The sequence below is a fragment of the Candidatus Brevundimonas phytovorans genome, assembly GCA_029203145.1.
Lineage (GTDB): Bacteria > Pseudomonadota > Alphaproteobacteria > Caulobacterales > Caulobacteraceae > Brevundimonas > Brevundimonas phytovorans.
This window is the reverse complement of record CP119309.1, coordinates 782,170-798,759: the sequence shown is the minus strand read 5'-3', so window position 1 is coordinate 798,759 and position 16,590 is coordinate 782,170. Positions and strand designations below refer to the sequence as shown.

General features: G+C 67.3%; 17 protein-coding genes and 2 tRNA genes. 10 read left to right on the top strand and 9 right to left on the bottom strand.

The genetic code is table 11. From position 1 onward, the window contains the following. Positions 1 to 71 precede the first annotated feature (71 nt). From P0Y52_03780 to P0Y52_03765, 4 genes are all read right to left on the bottom strand, one after another. Positions 72 to 539, bottom strand: a complete 468-nt coding sequence (locus tag P0Y52_03780) for a UPF0262 family protein (protein WEK58665.1) — start codon at positions 537 to 539, stop codon at positions 72 to 74. Beyond that, complete coding sequence (locus P0Y52_03775) at positions 536 to 1,033, bottom strand: DUF2948 family protein (GenBank protein WEK58664.1); 498 nt, start codon at positions 1,031 to 1,033, stop codon at positions 536 to 538. The genes P0Y52_03780 and P0Y52_03775 overlap by 4 nt, the downstream gene beginning before the upstream one ends. Continuing rightward, complete coding sequence (murA, locus tag P0Y52_03770) at positions 1,023 to 2,312, bottom strand: UDP-N-acetylglucosamine 1-carboxyvinyltransferase (GenBank protein WEK58663.1); 1,290 nt, start codon at positions 2,310 to 2,312, stop codon at positions 1,023 to 1,025. Before murA ends, P0Y52_03775 begins: the two co-directional genes overlap by 11 nt. A 102-nt stretch (positions 2,313 to 2,414) precedes the next feature. Then, complete coding sequence (locus tag P0Y52_03765; protein ID WEK58662.1) at positions 2,415 to 2,621, bottom strand: hypothetical protein; 207 nt, start codon at positions 2,619 to 2,621, stop codon at positions 2,415 to 2,417. A 63-nt stretch (positions 2,622 to 2,684) separates the two neighbouring features. On the opposite strand from P0Y52_03765, the gene P0Y52_03760 reads away from it, so the two are divergent. Together P0Y52_03760 and P0Y52_03755 are read left to right on the top strand one after the other, a co-directional pair. Further along, positions 2,685 to 2,759: transfer RNA gene (locus P0Y52_03760), tRNA-Thr, on the top strand. A 172-nt stretch (positions 2,760 to 2,931) separates the two neighbouring features. Next, a complete protein-coding gene (locus P0Y52_03755; protein WEK58661.1) occupies positions 2,932 to 6,228 on the top strand; it encodes an amidohydrolase family protein in 3,297 nt (1,098 codons plus the stop codon). Between the two features lie 75 nt (positions 6,229 to 6,303). Here the strand turns inward: P0Y52_03755 and P0Y52_03750 are convergent, their stop codons facing one another. From P0Y52_03750 to P0Y52_03735, 4 genes are all read right to left on the bottom strand, one after another. Beyond that, entirely contained in the window at positions 6,304 to 6,960 is a 657-nt protein-coding gene (locus P0Y52_03750) for a DedA family protein (GenBank protein WEK58660.1), read from the bottom strand. 118 nt (positions 6,961 to 7,078) lie between these two features. Further along, positions 7,079 to 7,687 carry a hypothetical protein gene (locus P0Y52_03745; protein ID WEK58659.1) on the bottom strand — a complete coding sequence of 203 codons (609 nt, stop codon included), beginning with the start codon at positions 7,685 to 7,687 and terminating at the stop codon, positions 7,079 to 7,081. Between the two features lie 62 nt (positions 7,688 to 7,749). Then, the gene (gene msrB / locus P0Y52_03740) at positions 7,750 to 8,241 is read right to left on the bottom strand and encodes a peptide-methionine (R)-S-oxide reductase MsrB (GenBank protein WEK58658.1); all 492 of its coding nucleotides are present in this window, start codon (positions 8,239 to 8,241) and stop codon (positions 7,750 to 7,752) included. A 180-nt stretch (positions 8,242 to 8,421) separates the two neighbouring features. Continuing rightward, a complete protein-coding gene (locus P0Y52_03735; GenBank protein WEK58657.1) occupies positions 8,422 to 9,900 on the bottom strand; it encodes a hypothetical protein in 1,479 nt (492 codons plus the stop codon). 151 nt (positions 9,901 to 10,051) lie between these two features. Here P0Y52_03735 and P0Y52_03730 point away from each other — a divergent pair, with 151 nt between their 5' ends. Next, positions 10,052 to 10,435, top strand: coding sequence for a DUF805 domain-containing protein (locus tag P0Y52_03730; protein ID WEK58656.1), 384 nt, complete (start codon positions 10,052 to 10,054; stop codon positions 10,433 to 10,435). Here the strand turns inward: P0Y52_03730 and lipB are convergent. Then, positions 10,432 to 11,148, bottom strand: a complete 717-nt coding sequence (gene lipB / locus P0Y52_03725) for a lipoyl(octanoyl) transferase LipB (GenBank protein ID WEK58655.1) — start codon at positions 11,146 to 11,148, stop codon at positions 10,432 to 10,434. The two genes, P0Y52_03730 and lipB, sit on opposite strands and share 4 nt — an antisense overlap. 63 nt (positions 11,149 to 11,211) lie before the next feature. Between lipB and P0Y52_03720 the strand changes: the two genes are divergently transcribed. From P0Y52_03720 to P0Y52_03690, 7 genes are all read left to right on the top strand, one after another. After that, entirely contained in the window at positions 11,212 to 11,463 is a 252-nt protein-coding gene (locus P0Y52_03720) for a FliM/FliN family flagellar motor switch protein (GenBank protein WEK58654.1), read from the top strand. Between the two features lie 331 nt (positions 11,464 to 11,794). After that, positions 11,795 to 11,879: transfer RNA gene (locus P0Y52_03715), tRNA-Leu, on the top strand. A gap of 63 nt (positions 11,880 to 11,942) precedes the next feature. Continuing rightward, a complete protein-coding gene (mgtE, locus tag P0Y52_03710; protein ID WEK58653.1) occupies positions 11,943 to 13,358 on the top strand; it encodes a magnesium transporter in 1,416 nt (471 codons plus the stop codon). Positions 13,359 to 13,399: 41 nt separating this feature from the next. Then, positions 13,400 to 14,248: a lysozyme gene (locus tag P0Y52_03705; GenBank protein ID WEK58652.1), complete on the top strand. Its 849-nt coding sequence runs from the start codon at positions 13,400 to 13,402 to the stop codon at positions 14,246 to 14,248. 42 nt (positions 14,249 to 14,290) lie between these two features. Beyond that, entirely contained in the window at positions 14,291 to 15,457 is a 1,167-nt protein-coding gene (locus P0Y52_03700) for an isovaleryl-CoA dehydrogenase (GenBank protein WEK58651.1), read from the top strand. A gap of 52 nt (positions 15,458 to 15,509) precedes the next feature. Then, positions 15,510 to 15,698, top strand: a complete 189-nt coding sequence (locus tag P0Y52_03695) for a DUF3008 family protein (GenBank protein ID WEK58650.1) — start codon at positions 15,510 to 15,512, stop codon at positions 15,696 to 15,698. A gap of 81 nt (positions 15,699 to 15,779) precedes the next feature. After that, a complete protein-coding gene (locus tag P0Y52_03690; protein WEK58649.1) occupies positions 15,780 to 16,421 on the top strand; it encodes an exopolysaccharide biosynthesis protein in 642 nt (213 codons plus the stop codon). Positions 16,422 to 16,590 lie beyond the last annotated feature (169 nt).

Below are 16,590 nucleotides of genomic sequence, written 5' to 3'. Positions count from 1 at the left end.
GGCTCGCGTCGGGTGTGAACGCGAGCCGTGAAGGAGGCGCCTAATGCACCAAAACGCCGAAATAGTCGAGTTCAGCCGCGTCGATAGACAGCGCAAACCAGCGTGAACAGCCGGCGAGCGGTTTCCTTGTCGATCTCGACCTTGCCCTCAAGGCGACCTTTAAGCAGTTCAGCGCCCTCGTTGTGCAGGCCACGACGGCCCATATCGACCGACTCGATCTGACTGGGCGAGGAGCCACGCAGGGCCTCGTAATAGCTTTCGCAGATCAGGGCGTAGTCGCGGATCACCGTCTTCATCGGCGACAGCGACAGGACGTGGGTGCGGGCGAAATCCGGTCCGGCGATGTCGAAGGCCAGGCGGTTGTCCTGTGACGACAGGCGCAAAGTGTAGGGGCCGCCCTCAGCGCCCTCGGGCGCGAAGCTGTTCTGCTCGACCAGATCAAAGATGGCGACGCGGCGCTGATGTTCGATCTCGGCCGTCGCCGCCGGAAGCGTTCCGGCGTCAATCTCGATGGAGGACAGGGTGTGCGGACCGCTCATGGCTTGGCCTCGTCGGAAGGGGTCTCGTCCAGATGGGTGGGGGCCATGCGGGCGGGCCAGCGGTCCGACAGGTCGGTCAGAACAGCGTCCAGACATTCCACGTCGATCCGCAGGTCGCCGCCCCCGGCGAACATGAGGATGACCCGGCCGCCGGGGGCCTCGGTCGGCTCGAAGTCCAGGGCCAGCAGTTCCAGCGCCGATTCGGGCAGGCGCGGCAGGCGGCGGCTCTTGACCGCCTCGACGTCGCCGAACTGCATGGCGGACATGACGCGCGTGCCGCCGCATTCCCAGCAGAAGCGCGACAGGATGATGGTCAGGCGCCGCGCCTCCTTTTCCCAGCGAATGTCGACCGGGCGCAGGATGGCGTCCTGAAGCGCAGCCGAGATGATCTGCAGGTCCACCGCATCCTCGGCCAGCAGACGCAGAGGCTCTACGGGGGCCAAGGCCTCGGCCGCCGCGTCGTTGTCAGAGATCGACTCGACCTCAGTGCTCATCCGCCTCGCCTTTCACGCGCCGGACATCGGCGCCGCAGGCTCCCAGCTTTTCTTCCATCCGCTCGAAGCCGCGATCCAGATGATACACACGACCGACCGTGGTTTCGCCCTCGGCGACCAGACCGGCCATGACCAGGCTGATCGAGGCGCGCAGATCGGTGGCCATGACGGGGGCGCCGTGCAGCTTCTCGACGCCGCGCACATGGGCCTCGCCCGCGTGCACCGAGATGTCCGCGCCCAGGCGGGCCAGTTCCGGCGCGTGCATGAAGCGGTTCTCGAAGATGTTCTCGTGGATGACGCTCGTGCCTTCGGCCGTCGTCATCAGAGCCATGAACTGGGCCTGCAGGTCGGTGGCGAAGCCCGGATAGATCTCGGTCGTGATGTTGACGGCCTTCAGCCGCTGAGTCGGGTCGCGGCGCACGATGACGCCGTCGGCGGTGGCTTCAACCTCGACGCCGGCTTCGACCATCTTGTCGGTCAGGGCGGTGATCAGGTCGGCGCGGCCCTTGGTCAGGCGCACCTCGCCCCCGGCCATGGCGGCGGCCAGGGCATAGCTGCCCATCTCGATCCGGTCGGGAATCACCGACCAGGTCGCGCCGTTCAGCGACGACACGCCGGTGATGGTCAGGACATCGGTGTCCAGACCCTCGATCCTGGCGCCCATGGCGATCAGGCAGCGGGCCAAATCGCCGATCTCAGGCTCCCGCGCAACGCGCTTCAGCACCGTGGTTCCCTTGGCCAGGACGGCGGCCAGCAGGGCGTGCTCGGTCGCGCCGACCGAGACGAAGGGAAACTCGATCTCCGCCCCTTGCAGCCCCTTGGGCGCGCGGGCCGAGACGTAGCCCTCCTCCAGCTCGATCTCGGCGCCCATGGCGGTCAGGGCCATCAGGTGAAGGTCGACCGGGCGGGCGCCGATGGTGCAGCCGCCGGGCAGCGAGACCTTGGCCTCGCCCGAGCGGGCCAGCAGCGGCCCCAGGACGTTGAACGAGGCCCGCATCTGGCGAACCAGATCATAGGGGGCGAAGGTGGAGGTCAGGGTCGGCGCATGGAACAGGGTCTCCTGCCCGTCTGCGCCGTTCCGCTCCGTCACCTCGACGCCGAACTGTTGCAGCAACTGGCCCAGGAAACGGGTGTCGGCCAGACGCGGCATATTGGTCAGCAGCAGGGGCTGATCCGTCAGGATCGAAGCCGCCATCAGCTTGATGGCCGAATTCTTGGCGCCGCTGACCTCGATCTGGCCGTTCAGGCGGTTGCCGCCGTGGATGACGATGCTGTCCATGGAATCTTTCGCGGCCGGAAACACTGCGCCCCGGCGAACCGCTTATCTAGCAAGCCCTTACGCCCTCGCGAAAGAGCCGTGTGCGCGTGGGGACGATGTCTTTCAGTTACGCTCTGCGACGGGACGCGGCGCGGCGGCCGGCGCCTTGCGGCGCTTCAGGTTGGTGCGCAGGGCGGCGGCCAGGCGAATGGCCCGTTCGGCCTTGGCCTTCTGTTCGCGGGTTTGCTCCACGACCGGAGCTAGGGGAACGGCGTCTTTGGGCGGGGTATCCATGAGGCGCAGCAGACCGCGTGCAAAGTTTTTGATCAAGCATGCATTTTCCGCTTGTGCCTCCCCGAAGTCGTTGGCTATACGGCCGCTTCCTCAGTGAGGGCCGCCGTAGCTCAGTGGTAGAGCGCATCCTTGGTAAGGCTGAGGTCGTGGGTTCGATTCCCCCCGGCGGCACCATCCAGACCCTTGCAGATCAATGATTTGCAAGGGTCTGGTCCAATCTTCCGACAATCAGATGCGATGTCCTGACGCGGGTGATTTGGCTGCGTTCGGCGCCTGACGTCTGGTCAAGACCGCTCGCCGCCCGCTAGACCTTTGAACCTCAGTTTGAGGGGTTTGGGGGCTTTCCATGAAGCGTAGTTTGTTGACCACCGTCGCGGCCCTGGCCGTGGCCTTCCCGGCGTTCGCGCAAAATGCGCCGGCCAGCGATTCGACGGCGACCGCCGCCACGACGCCGGACAAGCCCAAGTGGGACGTCCAGAACCCGCCGGGTCCGTCGCACGACGCGACCATCGACGTCACCGAAGGCACCTGGATGTCGCTGGACGTCAGCCCTGACGGCCGCGAAATCGTCTTCGACCTGCTGGGCGACATCTACGTCATGCCGATCACCGGCGGCGAGGCGCGCGCCATCGCCTCGGGCGTGGCCTGGGACATGCAACCCAAATACTCGCCGGACGGCCGCTCCATCGCCTTCACCTCGGACCGGGGCGGCGGCGACAACCTGTGGGTCATGGACCGCGACGGGTCGAACGCCAAGCAGGTGTCAAACGAGACCTTCCGCCTGCTGACCCAGCCCGACTGGTCGCCGGACGGCCAGTTCATCGTCGGCCGCAAGCACTTCACCTCGTCGCGCTCGCTGGGCGCAGGCGAGATGTGGATGTACCACCGCGCGGGCGGCGGCGGCGTGCAGCTGACCGAGCGTCGCACCCAGCAGAAGGACACGGGCGAGCCCGCCTTCTCGCCCGACGGCCGTTACATCTACTTCAGCGACGACTCCACGCCGGGTGGTCAGTTCGAATATTCCAAGGACCCGAACACGCAGATCTATGTGATCCGGCGTCTGGATCGCGAGACGGGCGAGGTCACGCCCTTCGTCACCGGCCCGGGCGGCTCGATTCGCCCCACCCCCTCGCCCGACGGCAAGTCCCTGGCCTTCATCCGGCGCGACCGGTACAAGTCCGTCCTCTACGTCATGGATCTCGAATCGGGCCGCGAGACCCCGATCTACGACGCCCTGGACCGCGACCTGCAGGAAACCTGGGCCATCCACGGCGTCTATCCGACGATGAGCTGGACGCCGGACAACCGCGGCATCGTCTTCTGGGCGGGCGGCAAGATCCATCGCATCGACGTGGCGTCCAAGGCCGTCAGCGAAATCCCCTTCCACGTCGCCGACACCCGCCGCGTGCAGGAGGCCGTGCGCTTCCCCGTCGAGGTCGCGCCTGACCAGTTCGACGTGAAGATGGTCCGCTGGGCCCAGACCTCGCCGGACGGCTCCAAGGTGGTGTTCGAGGCCCTGGGCAACCTGTGGATTCGCGACCTGAGAAACGGCGTCGCGGGCGCTCCGCGCCGCCTGACGCGCCAGAGCGACCATTTCGAGCTCTACCCCTCCTGGTCCCGCGACGGCCGCTCCATCGTCTACACGACCTGGAACGATCAGGACCTGGGCACGCTGCGGGTGATTCCCGTCGGCGGCGGCGAGGGCCGCGTCATCAGCGCCCATCCGGGCCACTATCTGGAGCCGCAGTTCTCGCCGGACGGCCAGACCGTGGTCTATCGCACCTCCAGCGACGGCTTCCTGCGCACCGCCTTGTGGAGCCGCGAGCCGGGCGTCTATCGCACCTCGGTGCGCGGCGGCGAGCCGACCCTGATCACCGACGAGGGCTCCAACCCGCAGTTCGGCGCTCGCAACGACCGCGTCTTCCTGACGGCGCGCGACGGCGACAAGCGCGTGCTGAAATCCGTCAACCTGTCGGGCCACGACGAGCGCACCCACCTGAGCAGCGAATGGGCGGCCGAGTTCTCGGTCTCGCCTGACGAGCACTGGGTGGCCTGGACCGAGCGCTTCAACGCCTATGTGACGCCCTTCGTCGCGACGGGCCGCGCCGTCACGGTCGGCGCCGACACCAAGGCCCTGCCCCAGACCCGCGTCACCCGCGACGCGGGCGAATGGCTGCACTGGTCGGGCGATTCCAGCCGCCTGCAATGGTCGATGGGGCCGGAGCTGTTCTCACGTCCGCTGAGCGAAAGCTTCGCCTTCGCCGAGGGCGCGCCCGCCGACCTGCCCAAGCCCGCCGAGCATGGAATCAAGATCGGCTTCAGCGCCGACTACGCCAAGCCGACCGGCCGCGTGGTCCTGAGCGGCGCCCGCCTGATCACCATGAAGGGCGACGAGGTCATCGAGGACGGCGTGGTCGTCATCAACGGCAACCGCATCGAGGCCATCGGCCCGCGCGGCTCGGTGACGGTTCCCGCCGACGCCCGCGTCATGGACATGGCCGGCAAGACCATCATCCCCGGCCTGGTGGACGCCCACTGGCACGGCAGCATGGGCTCGGACGAGATCATCCCGCAGCAGTCCTGGGTCGACTACGCCGCGCTGGCGTTCGGCGTGACCACCATCCACGACCCCTCCAATGATTCGAGCGAGATCTTCGCCCACAGCGAACTGGCCAAGGCCGGGCGCGTCGTGGCGCCGCGCATCTTCTCGACCGGCACCATTCTGTATGGCGCCGCGACGCCCTTTACGGCCCAGGTCAATGATCTGGACGACGCCCTGTCCAACCTGCGCCGGATGCAGGCCATCGGGGCCTGGAGCGTCAAGAGCTACAACCAGCCCCGCCGCGACCAGCGTCAGCAAATTCTGGAGGCCGCGCGCCAACTGGGCATGATGGTCGTGCCCGAGGGCGGGTCCCTGTATCAGCACAACATGAGCATGGTGGTGGATGGCCACACCACGATCGAGCACTCGATCCCGCTGGCCCATCTCTATGCCGACGTGCACCAGCTGTGGCGTCAGACCAAGGTGGCCTACACCCCCACCCTGATCGTGGCCTATGGCGGCAACTGGGGCGAGAACTACTGGTATCAGGCGACGGACGTGTGGAACGATCCGATTCTGACCCAGTATGTGCCCCGCCGTATCCTGGACAGCCGCGCCCGTCGTCCGGTCCATGTGCAGCCGGATGAGTTGAACCACATATCCATCGCCCGCGAGGCCAAACGCCTGGCCGACGAGGGCGTGTCGGTGCAGATCGGCGCCCACGGCCAGCGCGAAGGCCTGGGGGCTCACTGGGAGCTGTGGATGTTCGAACAGGGCGGCATGACCCCGCACGAAGCCCTGCGCGTCGGCACCCTGAACGGCGCCACGGCCCTGGGCATGGACAAGGACATCGGCTCGCTGGAAACCGGCAAGCTGGCGGATCTGGTGGTGCTGGACGCCAACCCGCTGGAGAACCTGCGGAACACGGTCAAGATCGGCTACACCATGATCAACGGCCGCATCTTCGACAACCACATGAACGAGGTCGGCCAGGCCCCCCGTCAGCCCTTCTGGCACCAGAGCGCCGAGGGGCAGGCCTGGAGCGCAGGCGCCGCTTCCGCCGAGGCCGACGCGCACGGTCATGCGCACGGTCACGACTGACCGGCGTCAGCGCTGAAAACGAAGAAGGCCCGACCATCCGGTCGGGCCTTTTTTCATGCTCGTCTAGAGGACAGCCTACTTGACCGCCGCCGCCAGCAGGGCCGAGCGTTTCGCCGCCCTGCCCTTCAGCCAGCGCATCCCAACGACCGCCACGACGACCAGAGCGCCAAAGGCGATCAGCATCAGGGTCGGACCGTGGGCCTCGCTCATGAACTCCAGCTGCGCCAGACCCTTGGCGGCCAGATAGCCGGGCGCCAGCATGGCCAGGACCCAGACAAGGGCCGAGGTGACATTGGCCAGCTGGAAGACGCGCTGGCGCATCCGCAGCACGCCGACCATAACCGGCACAAAGGCGCGCAGCGGGCCGAAGAAGCGACCGATGAAGATGGAAGCCACGCCGTAGCGGCGGCAGTAGAGCCGCGTCCAGGCGATCTTGCGACGATGGGGCAGCAGCATGGGCTGGCGCAGCACGCCCGTGCCCAGACGGCGACCGATCCAGTAGGAGATGGCGTCGCCCATGACCGCGCCGATGACGCAGCCAGCGATGACGCTGACGGGGTCGAGCACGCCTGCCGCCACCAGACCGCCAGCGGCGACCAGAAGGCCCGTGGCCGGCACGAAGGCGCCGATCACGACCAAGGATTCCAGAAAGGTGACTGCCCCTAGAACGACCCCGGCCCAGACATGGTGTCTGGCGATGAAATCGGCGGCCGAACTAAGCAAACTATCCATACTGGTCCTCTATCTCCCGACGCATATGGGAGATCGCCGCCCAAAGGGAATGCGGCGATGGGACGCCCCGGTCGAAACATGCCGCGCCGTGGCGCGAACGCCTCAGTCCGAGATGGGGCTAGTTACCGCCGATTTGAATCGAGACACCGGCCGACTTGGTCGTCACGTCCTCGTTGCGCAGCTCGGAACGGCTGCGCAGAGGGGCATAGGTCCGGCTGCGATAGCCGCCCTCATAGCCGAACGGCTCGACCAGCCCGAACGGGCGGCCATAGCCGCCGCCATAGGGATAGCCCCACGGCGAACCGTAGCCATAACCCCAGGGGCTGTTCTTGGTTTGGCTGACCATGAGGTTCAGCGTGCCCGTTTCGCCCAGCGGCAAGGAGACGGCCGCCGAATAGTCCTGATAGCCGCCTGTCCCCATGCCGACGCTGACCTGGCCGTGCATCCTGCGCGGTCCGGCGTCCGCTTCGGCCCAGGGATCAATCGGCGCAGGGGCCGCGCTGGCCGTGCGCTCGCCGATCCAGCGAGAAATCTGCTCGTCCGTCGACAGGCCGTGCGGGGCGGCGCTTTGAACCGTCGTGCTGGGCGAAGCATCGGTGGTGGCTTCAGCCAGGGCGGCGGCTGTGACCGTCGGAATAGCCTGCTGGCCGCGCGGCGCAGTCGCGACCACGCCCTCCGGGTCCATGTTCGCCAGCAGCATCGCGGCGGCGGCCAGTTCGATCATCATGCGCCCATACTCCCGTTCACCCCCACCCTAACCGCAAATGCGGCCCCAAAACGACTATTCGCTCAGGCGGTCCCGTCGCCGCGTCCCAGAGGGTCCGGCAGGGCGGCGCCTTCAGGCACGAAGCTGAGGGCCACCGAGTTGATGCAGTAGCGCAGGCCGGAGGGCGGCGGACCGTCGGGGAAGACGTGGCCCTGATGGCTGTCGCAGCGGGCGCAGCGGGTTTCGACACGGACCATGCCGTAGGTCTCGTCACGAACGGCGCGAACGTGCGCCTCGTCCACCGGGACGCTGAAGCTGGGCCACCCGGTGCCGCTTTCGAACTTGGTCGCCGAACGGAACAACGGCAGGCCGCATTCCCGGCAGCAGAAGACCCCGGCCCGCTTTTCGCCCAGCAAGGTCCCGCAGAACGGCGCCTCGGTGCCATGGGCCAGCAGGACGCGCTTCTCCTCCGGCGACAGGTCAGCCTCCAGGGCGATGCGCTGGCTCTCGCTCGGCGGCGTCAGATCAAAGCCCGAGGGCGAACGCAGCGGCGTGGGGGATTCGGTCTGGGTCATGAGCCCAAAATAGGAAGGGCCGGACGATGTTTCCACCGTCCGGCCCCAATAGATCAGATCGCTTCGCAGCCCCTAACGGGCCTCAAGTAGCGCAAGCGCGGTAGGCCCTAGAACATGGCCTCAAGTAGCGCGAAGCGCGGTAGGCCCACTCATGAAATGAGCGCGAAGCGCGGTAGGCCCCTAGAAGAGTGTCCCCACCCAGGCGCGCACGGCGGCTTCGTCGGTCGGGTTGCCGGTGTAGGCCAGACCCTGCGCCGGGACATAGCCCTGGTTGTTGCCGCGCTGACGCGTGGTCCAGGCCTTGTGGCCATAGCTGAGGTCCGAATAGTTGGACGGCAGACGCTGCACGGTCGGCTCGATGAAGATCGAGTCCACGGCGGTCGGCGAACCGGCCAGACGAACGTTCGGCAGGCGGGTCAGCAGGTCGAGGGTGTCCAGGCAGCCGTTGGTGCAGCCGCCGTCAACCAGAACCACGACCTTGCCCTGGACCGGGTTGGCGGCGCCGGTGTCGGCCACAGAGGGACGGCCCGGCATGACGAAGGTCTGCTGGCCGGCGGCCAGAGCGGCGTCAAAGGCGGCGACGATGGCCTGGGTCTGTTCGATCACAGCGGCCGATTCCTGCACGAAGCGGGGATCGGCCTGCATCCGGCCTAGGGTGTCGGCGAACCACTGACGGTTGGTCGGAGTGGCGCGATAGGTGATCTGACCGGCTTCCGGCTGGCGGCTGACGGTGAACTCCGGCGTCCAGAGACGGTTGGCCAGGCCATAGCCGCGCGAAGTGGCGTTGACCGAGTCGCCCTCGGCGCCGCGCAGGTCGATGACCAGGCCCTGGGCGCCGCGCAGGGTGTCGATCTGGCCCTCGACCTGGGCGAAGAAGGCGTCCCAGCCGGCGTTGTCTTCGAGCGAGTTGACGTGCAGCCACGGACGGCCGTCAACCTGCTCGATCGAAAGCTTGGCCGCGCCCGGCGTAAAGACCGAAGCGCGGTAGGCGGCTTCCAGATTGGCCGGGGTGGCGGGTTGCGGGCTCAGCGAGATCTCGCGGGCGCGGCGGCCGATCTGGAACTCGCAGGTCGAGGGCACGCCGCCGGCCATGGGATTGTTGCGGTTCCAAAGCAGATAGGGCGCGGTGCGGACGCGCGCAGCCTCGGTCGTCAGGTCGCCTTCAAAGCCATCCAGCTTGGCCTTGGCGAATTCGGCGATCGGCTGAAGGTTGCAGCTCTTGACCACGGCGCCGACCGGCGGCGCGCCGCGCACGCCCGGCTGGACGTAGGAGACGACATACTCGCCGTTGCGCCAGGCCGTCGCCACGCCGGGCCAGCCGGTGGCGAAGAAGGGGCTGGCCCCCTCGAAGGTCGGGCTGGTGGCGATGTTGGAGTCACGGAAGCCGTTGGCGTAGTAGCGCAGCAGGTAGGCGTGGCTTTCGCCGCTGTTGACCTGGCTGGCCTTGGACATCGCGTCCTGCAGGCCCGCGTCGATCCAGCCGCGGAAGGCTTCGCTGGCGGCGCCCGGCACCACGGCGGCGGGGTGGTTGGCCTTCAGGGCGTCGTGCGTGGCCTGAAGGTCCTGACGCGCGAGATCGCTGAAGTTCTGCGCCGAGGCGCTGCCGGCCGCGAGGGCCAGGGCGAGAACTGCCGCCGAGGCGGTGAGCAGACGTTGCATGGAGGATACTCCCAGAAGGCCGTCGAAACGCGGTTTCGCCGTGTTTAAACCCAAGAAAGGGCCCCGTTAAAGCCCCGCGACGAATTGACCGCCACGCTTGCCGCCGTTCCCGCCCGTTTACTCGGGCCGGACAGGGCCCTAATCCGGGCGGATGCAGCGCTTCTCTGATCTGTTTCTGACGTCCAGCGGCCGCATCGGCCGCATCGCCTTCCTCGTCGGGGCGGGCGCCGTGCTGTTGCTATGGGCGGCCTTCGACCTCTGGGCGCCGCTCAAGGCGCATGACATCGTCGGCTGGCTCGTCGCGGCGGCCCTGCTCTATTGCGGCGCCTGCCTGCTGTCGCAGCGGCTGCATGATCGAGGACGGTCGGGATGGTGGAGCGGGCTCATCCTGCTGGCTTTCGCCATGGCCTGGCCGCGCCCGGCGGCGCCGTTCGACTGGATCGCTCTTGGGCTGCTGATGATGGTCTGCGTCGATCTGGTGCTGCTGCCGGGCCAGAAGACCTTCAACCGCTACGGCGCACCGCCCAAGGCCTAGAGCGGCGGCTCGCCGGTTTGAGCCGGGCCGAACACTCGCTGGAAAGAGGCCTTCAAGGCCCCGTCCGCCTCATCCATCGTCGCCAGAACGCCCAGATCGACCAGACTGGTGACGCCGTGCTCGGTGATGCCGCAGGGCACGATGCCGCCGAAATGGTCCAGATCCGGCTCCACGTTCAGGCTAATGCCGTGGAAACTGACCCATTTGCGGACCTTGACGCCGATGGCGGCGATCTTGTCCTCGCGGCTCCAGCCCGCGCCCTTGCGCTCGACCCAGACGCCGACGCGGCCGTCGCGCATCCCCGCCTCGACCCCGAACTGATCCAGGGCGCCGATGATCCAGTCTTCCAGACCATGGACGAAGGCCCGCACGTCCTTGCCGCGCTTGTTGAGGTCCAGCATGACATAGGCCACGCGCTGGCCCGGCCCGTGATAGGTGAACTGCCCGCCCCGCCCCGTCCGGTGGACCGGAAAGCGGTCGGGCGCCAGAAGGTCGTCGTCCTTGGCCGAGACACCCGCGGTATAGAGGGGCGGATGCTCCAGCAGCCAGACCACCTCCTCGGCCTCACCCGCCGCGATGGCGGCGACGCGGGCCTCCATCGCCGCGACGGCGGGTTCGTAGTCGACATAGCCGGTCGAGACCGCCCATTCGACGGCACGGCCGTCGAGGCGGATCAAAGATGACGGGGCGATACTTAACGGGTCGGCAAGCATGACGCTTCAATGTGTCTCTCGACGCGGCGGCGCAAGGGCCGCCCGTTGATTGTGAGTATCGTCTTGAGCCAGATCGAAGCCGTCGAAGTCGAGATTTCGGTCGTGCTGGGCCGTTCGGTCCTGCCGATGCAACAGCTGCTGCGCATGGGTCGCGGCGCGGTGATCCCGCTCGACGCCTCCGAACGCGACGAGGTCTGGATCCTGGCGAATAATCATCCGGTCGCGCGCGGCGAGATCGAGATTCGTGATGACCGCATCGCCATCACCGTGACCCGCACCGCCGACATCTACGACTTCATGGCCGGCGCGGCTTAATGCTGGAGCCGCGGTCAGAAGGCTCCGCCTTCTCGACCCGACGCGGCTCAGTTTATGTTGGAGTCGCGGTCAAAAGGCTCCGCCTTCTCGACCCGACGCGGCTCAATTTCCCGCTTTCCTCCCTGTTTGCGGAGCGAATGGGGAGGTGGCGCGGCGCGATAGCGTCGTGACGGAGGGGGCGACTCCGCGTCAGCCGTTTGCGCCGCCCCCTCCACCACTTCGTGGTCCCCCTCCCCATGAAATGGGGAGGAAAATCATCCCCTTCGCCTATTTCCGCAAAACCCCCTTTTCTTTCCGTCGCCTCTCCGCTATTGCCCGCCCTCCGATGCGAGCGGTCGTGGCGGAATTGGTAGACGCGCAGCGTTGAGGTCGCTGTGGGGCAACCCGTGGAAGTTCGAGTCTTCTCGACCGCACCATCGATCTGACAGGGCGACATTCGGCCTCCTACCAGGGCTGAAAACATTCGGGGAGGCAGACACGTGACCCACACGGATTCCGCCTCCCCGGCCCCTGCAACTGAAATCGAAACCGAAGATCACGTCGCCCTCGGCGAGGACTACGCCCTGACGGCGTCCTTCGTCGAAAAGGTCGTGGACGCCGCCGACGACGGCGACGGCATGCGCCTGCGCGGGTTGCTGGAAGACCTGCACCCCGCCGACGTCGCCGACCTGATGGGCTTCCTGACGTCCGAGCACCGCGCCGTGGTGGTGCAGTGGCTGCCGCCGGAGCTGCTGGCCGACACCCTGCCCGAGCTGGACGACGGCATCCGCGAGGAAGTGCTGGAGCGGGTGCCCCACCTGACCCTGGCCGAGGCCCTGCAGGAGCTGGACTCCGACGACGCCGCCGCCGTGGTCGAGGACTTGGAGGACGACCAGCGCGAGAAGGTGCTGGCCGCCATGCCCGAGGTCGATCGCGCCGCGATCGAAAGCTCGCTGGGCTATCCTGAGGACTCCGCCGGCCGCCTGATGCAGCGCGAGGTCATGGCCGCGCCGCAGTTCTGGAACGTCGGCGACACCATCGACCACGTCCGCCGTCAAGGCGAGGACCTGCCCGAGCTCTTCTTCGACATCTATGTCGTCGATCCGGTGAACCGCCCGGTCGGCGGCGTGGCCATCAGCCGCCTGCTGCGCGCGCCGCGCGAGACGCCGCTGACCGAGCTGATGCAGCCGGTCAACGCCATCGACGTCGATGTCGATCAGGAAGAAGTCGCCTACATCTTCGAGAAGTACAATCTGATCTCGGCCCCCGTCGTGGACACTGGCGGGCGTCTGGTCGGTCAACTGACGGTCGATGACATCGTCCATATCATTCAGGAAGAGAACCGCGAGGACATCCTGCGTCTGGCCGGCGTCTCGGACGAGGATCGGTCTTCGGGCGTCCTGGAAATCGTGCGCGGCCGCGTGCCGTGGCTGGGCATCAACCTGTTCACCGCCGTGCTCGGCGCCGGGGTCATCGCCTTCTTCGAGGGCACGATCCAGCAGATCGTGGCCCTGGCCGTCCTCATGCCCATCGTCTCGGCCATCGGCGGAAACGCCGGGACGCAGGCCCTGACTGTGACGGTGCGCGCCCTGGCCACGCGGGAACTAACCTCGTCCAACGCCGCCCGAACCTTCTGGCGCGAGATGACGGTGGGCTTGGCCAACGGCCTGGTTCTGGCGCCCCTGATCGGCCTGGCGGCGGGCTTCTGGTTCCACGAATGGCGTCTGGGCGCGGTCATCGCCGCGGCCATGATCCTGAACCTGCTGGTGGCGGCCACTGTCGGGGTGCTGACGCCGCTGACCCTGTCCAAGCTGAAGTTCGACCCGGCTGTGTCCTCGGCCGTCTTCGTCACCGCGACCACGGACTTCTTCGGCTTCCTGATCTTCCTCGGCCTGGCGACCATCGTCCTGCTGTAGGGGGGCGTCCTGCTCTGACCCGACGCCGTTCGGAACGCGGCTTGCTGCTTCGCCTGGCGGGCGAGCGCGCCCGTTTCGAAATGGGTCAGTCCGTGTCCGCAGCCCCGTCACAGCGTCTGAAGGTGTCCCGTGAGGGCCTGCTTCTGATCAAGAGCTTCGAGGGCTTCCGCCCCCGGACCGTGCGTCGTCGCGACGGCACGCCGGTCATCGGCTATGGCCACGTCAAGTCGGCCCGGCCTGGCGCGACCATCACCGAGGCCGAGGCCGAACTGCTGCTGCAATATGATCTGCTGCCGGTCGTCGAGGCCATCAACCATCGCGTCTCGATCCCGCTGAACCAGCATCAGTTCGACGCCCTGGCCAGCTTCATCTTCTCGGTCGGGGTCCAACGCTTCGAGAGCTCGGACGTGCTGGAGCAGTTGAACGCCGGCGCCCCTGCGCGCGCCGCCGAGGCCCTGAGCGGCTGGCCCGACCGGGTGCAGCCGCCTGTCGATGCCCCCTATCGCCGGCGCTCGGCCGAGCGGGCCCTGTTCGACGCCGCGCCCGACCGCCCCGCCCCGCTTGATCTGCTGCTGACCGCCCCGGTCCAGGGTCCGGGCGCCCTGGCCCCTGTCGAGGACGATGCGCCCGCGACGGTGCAGGTTCTGCGTCACGAAAGACGCGCGTCAGCGGCCGCTCGGAACGACACTGGCGCGGTCGTCTTCATCGGCGGCATCGGCCTCTTGGCCTTCGCGGCGGGAATCGCCGCCTTCCGCCGGGTTCTGGCGGGTCATGAAGCGACCGACGGCACCATCCTGATCGGCGGTGTCCTGGCCGTGATCGGCCTGGTGTTCATCGCGGCGGCGGGCTGGAACCTGACGAGAAAGCGGGACGATAAAAGCGTCGCATAAGGCCGCTTTGCGAAGGCCGTGCGCGATGCTACGCCTTGCGGCATGAGCATTCCCTTCGCGCCCCAATCCATGGAATTCGGCCTCGGCGAGAACGCCGACGCCATTCGTGAAACCACCGCCCGCTGGGCCGCCGACCGACTGGCCCCCCTCGCCGCCGAAATCGACGAGAAGAACGAGTTCAAACGCGAACTCTGGCCTGAGATGGGCGAGCTGGGCCTGCACGGCATCACCGTCGAGGAAGAGTTCGGCGGCCTCGGTCTCGGCTACCTCGAACACGTCGTGGCGATGGAGGAAGTGTCGCGCGCCTCGGCCTCGATCGGCCTCAGCTACGGCGCCCACTCCAACCTGTGCGTCAACCAGATCCGCCGCTGGGGCACGCCCGAGCAGAAGCAGAAATACCTGCCCAAGCTGATCTCGGGCGAGCACATCGGCTCCCTGGCCATGTCGGAAGCCGGTTCGGGCTCGGACGTCATGTCGATGCGCACCCGCGCCGACAAGAAGGGCGACCGCTACGTCCTGAACGGCACCAAGTTCTGGATCACCAACGCCCCCTCGGCCGACACCCTGGTGGTCTACGCCAAGACCGATCCCGAGGCCGGCTCCAAGGGCTGCACCGCCTTCATCGTCGAGCGCGGCATGAAGGGCTTCTCGGTCTCCAAGAAGCTGGACAAGATGGGCATGCGCGGCTCCGACACCGCCGAACTGGTGTTCGAGGACTGCGAAATCCCCGAGGAGAACGTCATGGGCCCCGTCGGCGGCGGCGCCGGCGTGCTGATGAGCGGCCTGGACTATGAGCGCGCCGTCCTGTCGGGCGGGCCTCTGGGCATCATGCAGGCGGCGCTGGACGTCGTCCTGCCCTACGTCCGCGAGCGCAAGCAGTTCGGCAAGCCGATCGGCTCCTTCCAACTGATGCAGGCCAAGGTGGCCGACATGTACGTGGCCCTGAACAGCGCCCGCGCCTATGTCTATGCCGTGGCCCGCGCCTGCGATCAGGGCAAGACCACCCGCTACGATGCCGCTGGAGCGATCCTGCTGGCCTCGGAAAACGCCGTGAAGGTGTCGCTCGAAGCCGTTCAGGCCCTGGGCGGCGCCGGCTACACCAGGGAGTGGCCGGTCGAGCGGCTGGTCCGCGACGCCAAGCTCTATGACATTGGCGCCGGCACCAATGAAATCCGCCGCTTCCTGATCGGACGCGAACTGCTGGGCTGACGGAACTGGACGGCGGGCCGGCGGTTTTTCCTCCTCACGCAGGAGAGCCGTCATGCCCGCCAAATCCGCCGCCCAGCAAAAGGCCGCCGGGGCCGCCCTGTCGGCCAAGCGGGGCGAGACCCCGCGGTCGGCGCTGAAGGGCGCGTCCAAGGCTATGATCGACTCCATGACCGAGGCCCAGCTTGAGGCCCTGGCGCAGACGCCGCGCGCCGACAAACCCCGGCATGTGACGAAACATTAAGCCGCAACCCATGCGTCAGGGATGGCGTGGGGCGCCCGCCGCCCCTAACTTGGCGAACCTTCGCGCCCCGAGTCTCGCCTGATGACGCTTGTTCCCACGCTACTGCCGCCGGATGAGGACCGGACGTTTTCCGACGTTCTGGAATCCCTCGGTCATGGGGACGATCCCAAGCTGACCATGCGCGAGATGGTCGAGGCCTTCGGCGAGCGGGGTTTTGGCGCCGTCATCCTGATGCTGTCGTTGATGGCCCTGATCCCCTGGCCCCCAGGCGGCAAGGCCGTCTTTTCAGTACCGATCATCCTGATCGCCGCCGAACTGGCCCTGCAACGCGACAGGGTATGGTTGCCGCGCTGGTTGATGAAGGCCTCGGTCAGCCGCGCCACCTATCAGAGCGCCAGCCAGAAGATCCTGCCTCGTCTGCGCCAGGTTGAACGCCTGACGCGGCCCCGCATCCCGGTCCTGACGGGCGAGGCGGCGGATGTGGTTATCGGGGTCATCTGCATCCTGCTGGCGCTGATGATGGCCTTGCCCGTGCCGTTCGGCGACGCCCTGCCCGGCCTGACCCTGGCGATCTTCGGCCTGGCCATCATCCAGAGGGACGGCGTCTTCATCATCGCCGGCCTGATCGGAACCGCTGTGTGCGGCGTCTATCTGGCCCTGGTCTGGACCACGGTCGTCGCCATAATCCACGGCATCGCCCACTGGATCAGCACATTATTCTAGCGCTCAAGTAGCGCGCAGCGCGATAGCCCACACATCAAGACACAAAAAGCGCCGCCGGGTTGCCCCAGCGACGCTTCATTGTCTGACCGCGAAGGGTCGAACCGCTGCCTTCCCGAAGGATCAGGCCCGGACCTCCCGCGAGGTCCAGATCGCGGCTGTCGCTCGCGAT

Excerpts from the sequence above, each read along its gene's own strand:
- P0Y52_03775 (WEK58664.1), bottom strand. The coding sequence starts at position 1,033 with ATGAGCACTGAGGTCGAGTCGATCTCTGACAACGACGCGGCGGCCGAG.
- P0Y52_03700 (WEK58651.1), top strand. The coding sequence starts at position 14,291 with ATGAGCATTCCCTTCGCGCCCCAATCCATGGAATTCGGCCTCGGCGAG.
- P0Y52_03780 (WEK58665.1), bottom strand. The coding sequence starts at position 539 with ATGAGCGGTCCGCACACCCTGTCCTCCATCGAGATTGACGCCGGAACG.
- P0Y52_03735 (WEK58657.1), bottom strand. The coding sequence starts at position 9,900 with ATGCAACGTCTGCTCACCGCCTCGGCGGCAGTTCTCGCCCTGGCCCTC.
- P0Y52_03750 (WEK58660.1), bottom strand. The coding sequence starts at position 6,960 with ATGGATAGTTTGCTTAGTTCGGCCGCCGATTTCATCGCCAGACACCAT.
- P0Y52_03730 (WEK58656.1), top strand. The coding sequence starts at position 10,052 with ATGCAGCGCTTCTCTGATCTGTTTCTGACGTCCAGCGGCCGCATCGGC.
- msrB (WEK58658.1), bottom strand. The coding sequence starts at position 8,241 with ATGACCCAGACCGAATCCCCCACGCCGCTGCGTTCGCCCTCGGGCTTT.
- P0Y52_03690 (WEK58649.1), top strand. The coding sequence starts at position 15,780 with ATGACGCTTGTTCCCACGCTACTGCCGCCGGATGAGGACCGGACGTTT.
- lipB (WEK58655.1), bottom strand. The coding sequence starts at position 11,148 with ATGCTTGCCGACCCGTTAAGTATCGCCCCGTCATCTTTGATCCGCCTC.
- P0Y52_03745 (WEK58659.1), bottom strand. The coding sequence starts at position 7,687 with ATGATGATCGAACTGGCCGCCGCCGCGATGCTGCTGGCGAACATGGAC.
- P0Y52_03695 (WEK58650.1), top strand. The coding sequence starts at position 15,510 with ATGCCCGCCAAATCCGCCGCCCAGCAAAAGGCCGCCGGGGCCGCCCTG.
- P0Y52_03755 (WEK58661.1), top strand. The coding sequence starts at position 2,932 with ATGAAGCGTAGTTTGTTGACCACCGTCGCGGCCCTGGCCGTGGCCTTC.
- murA (WEK58663.1), bottom strand. The coding sequence starts at position 2,312 with ATGGACAGCATCGTCATCCACGGCGGCAACCGCCTGAACGGCCAGATC.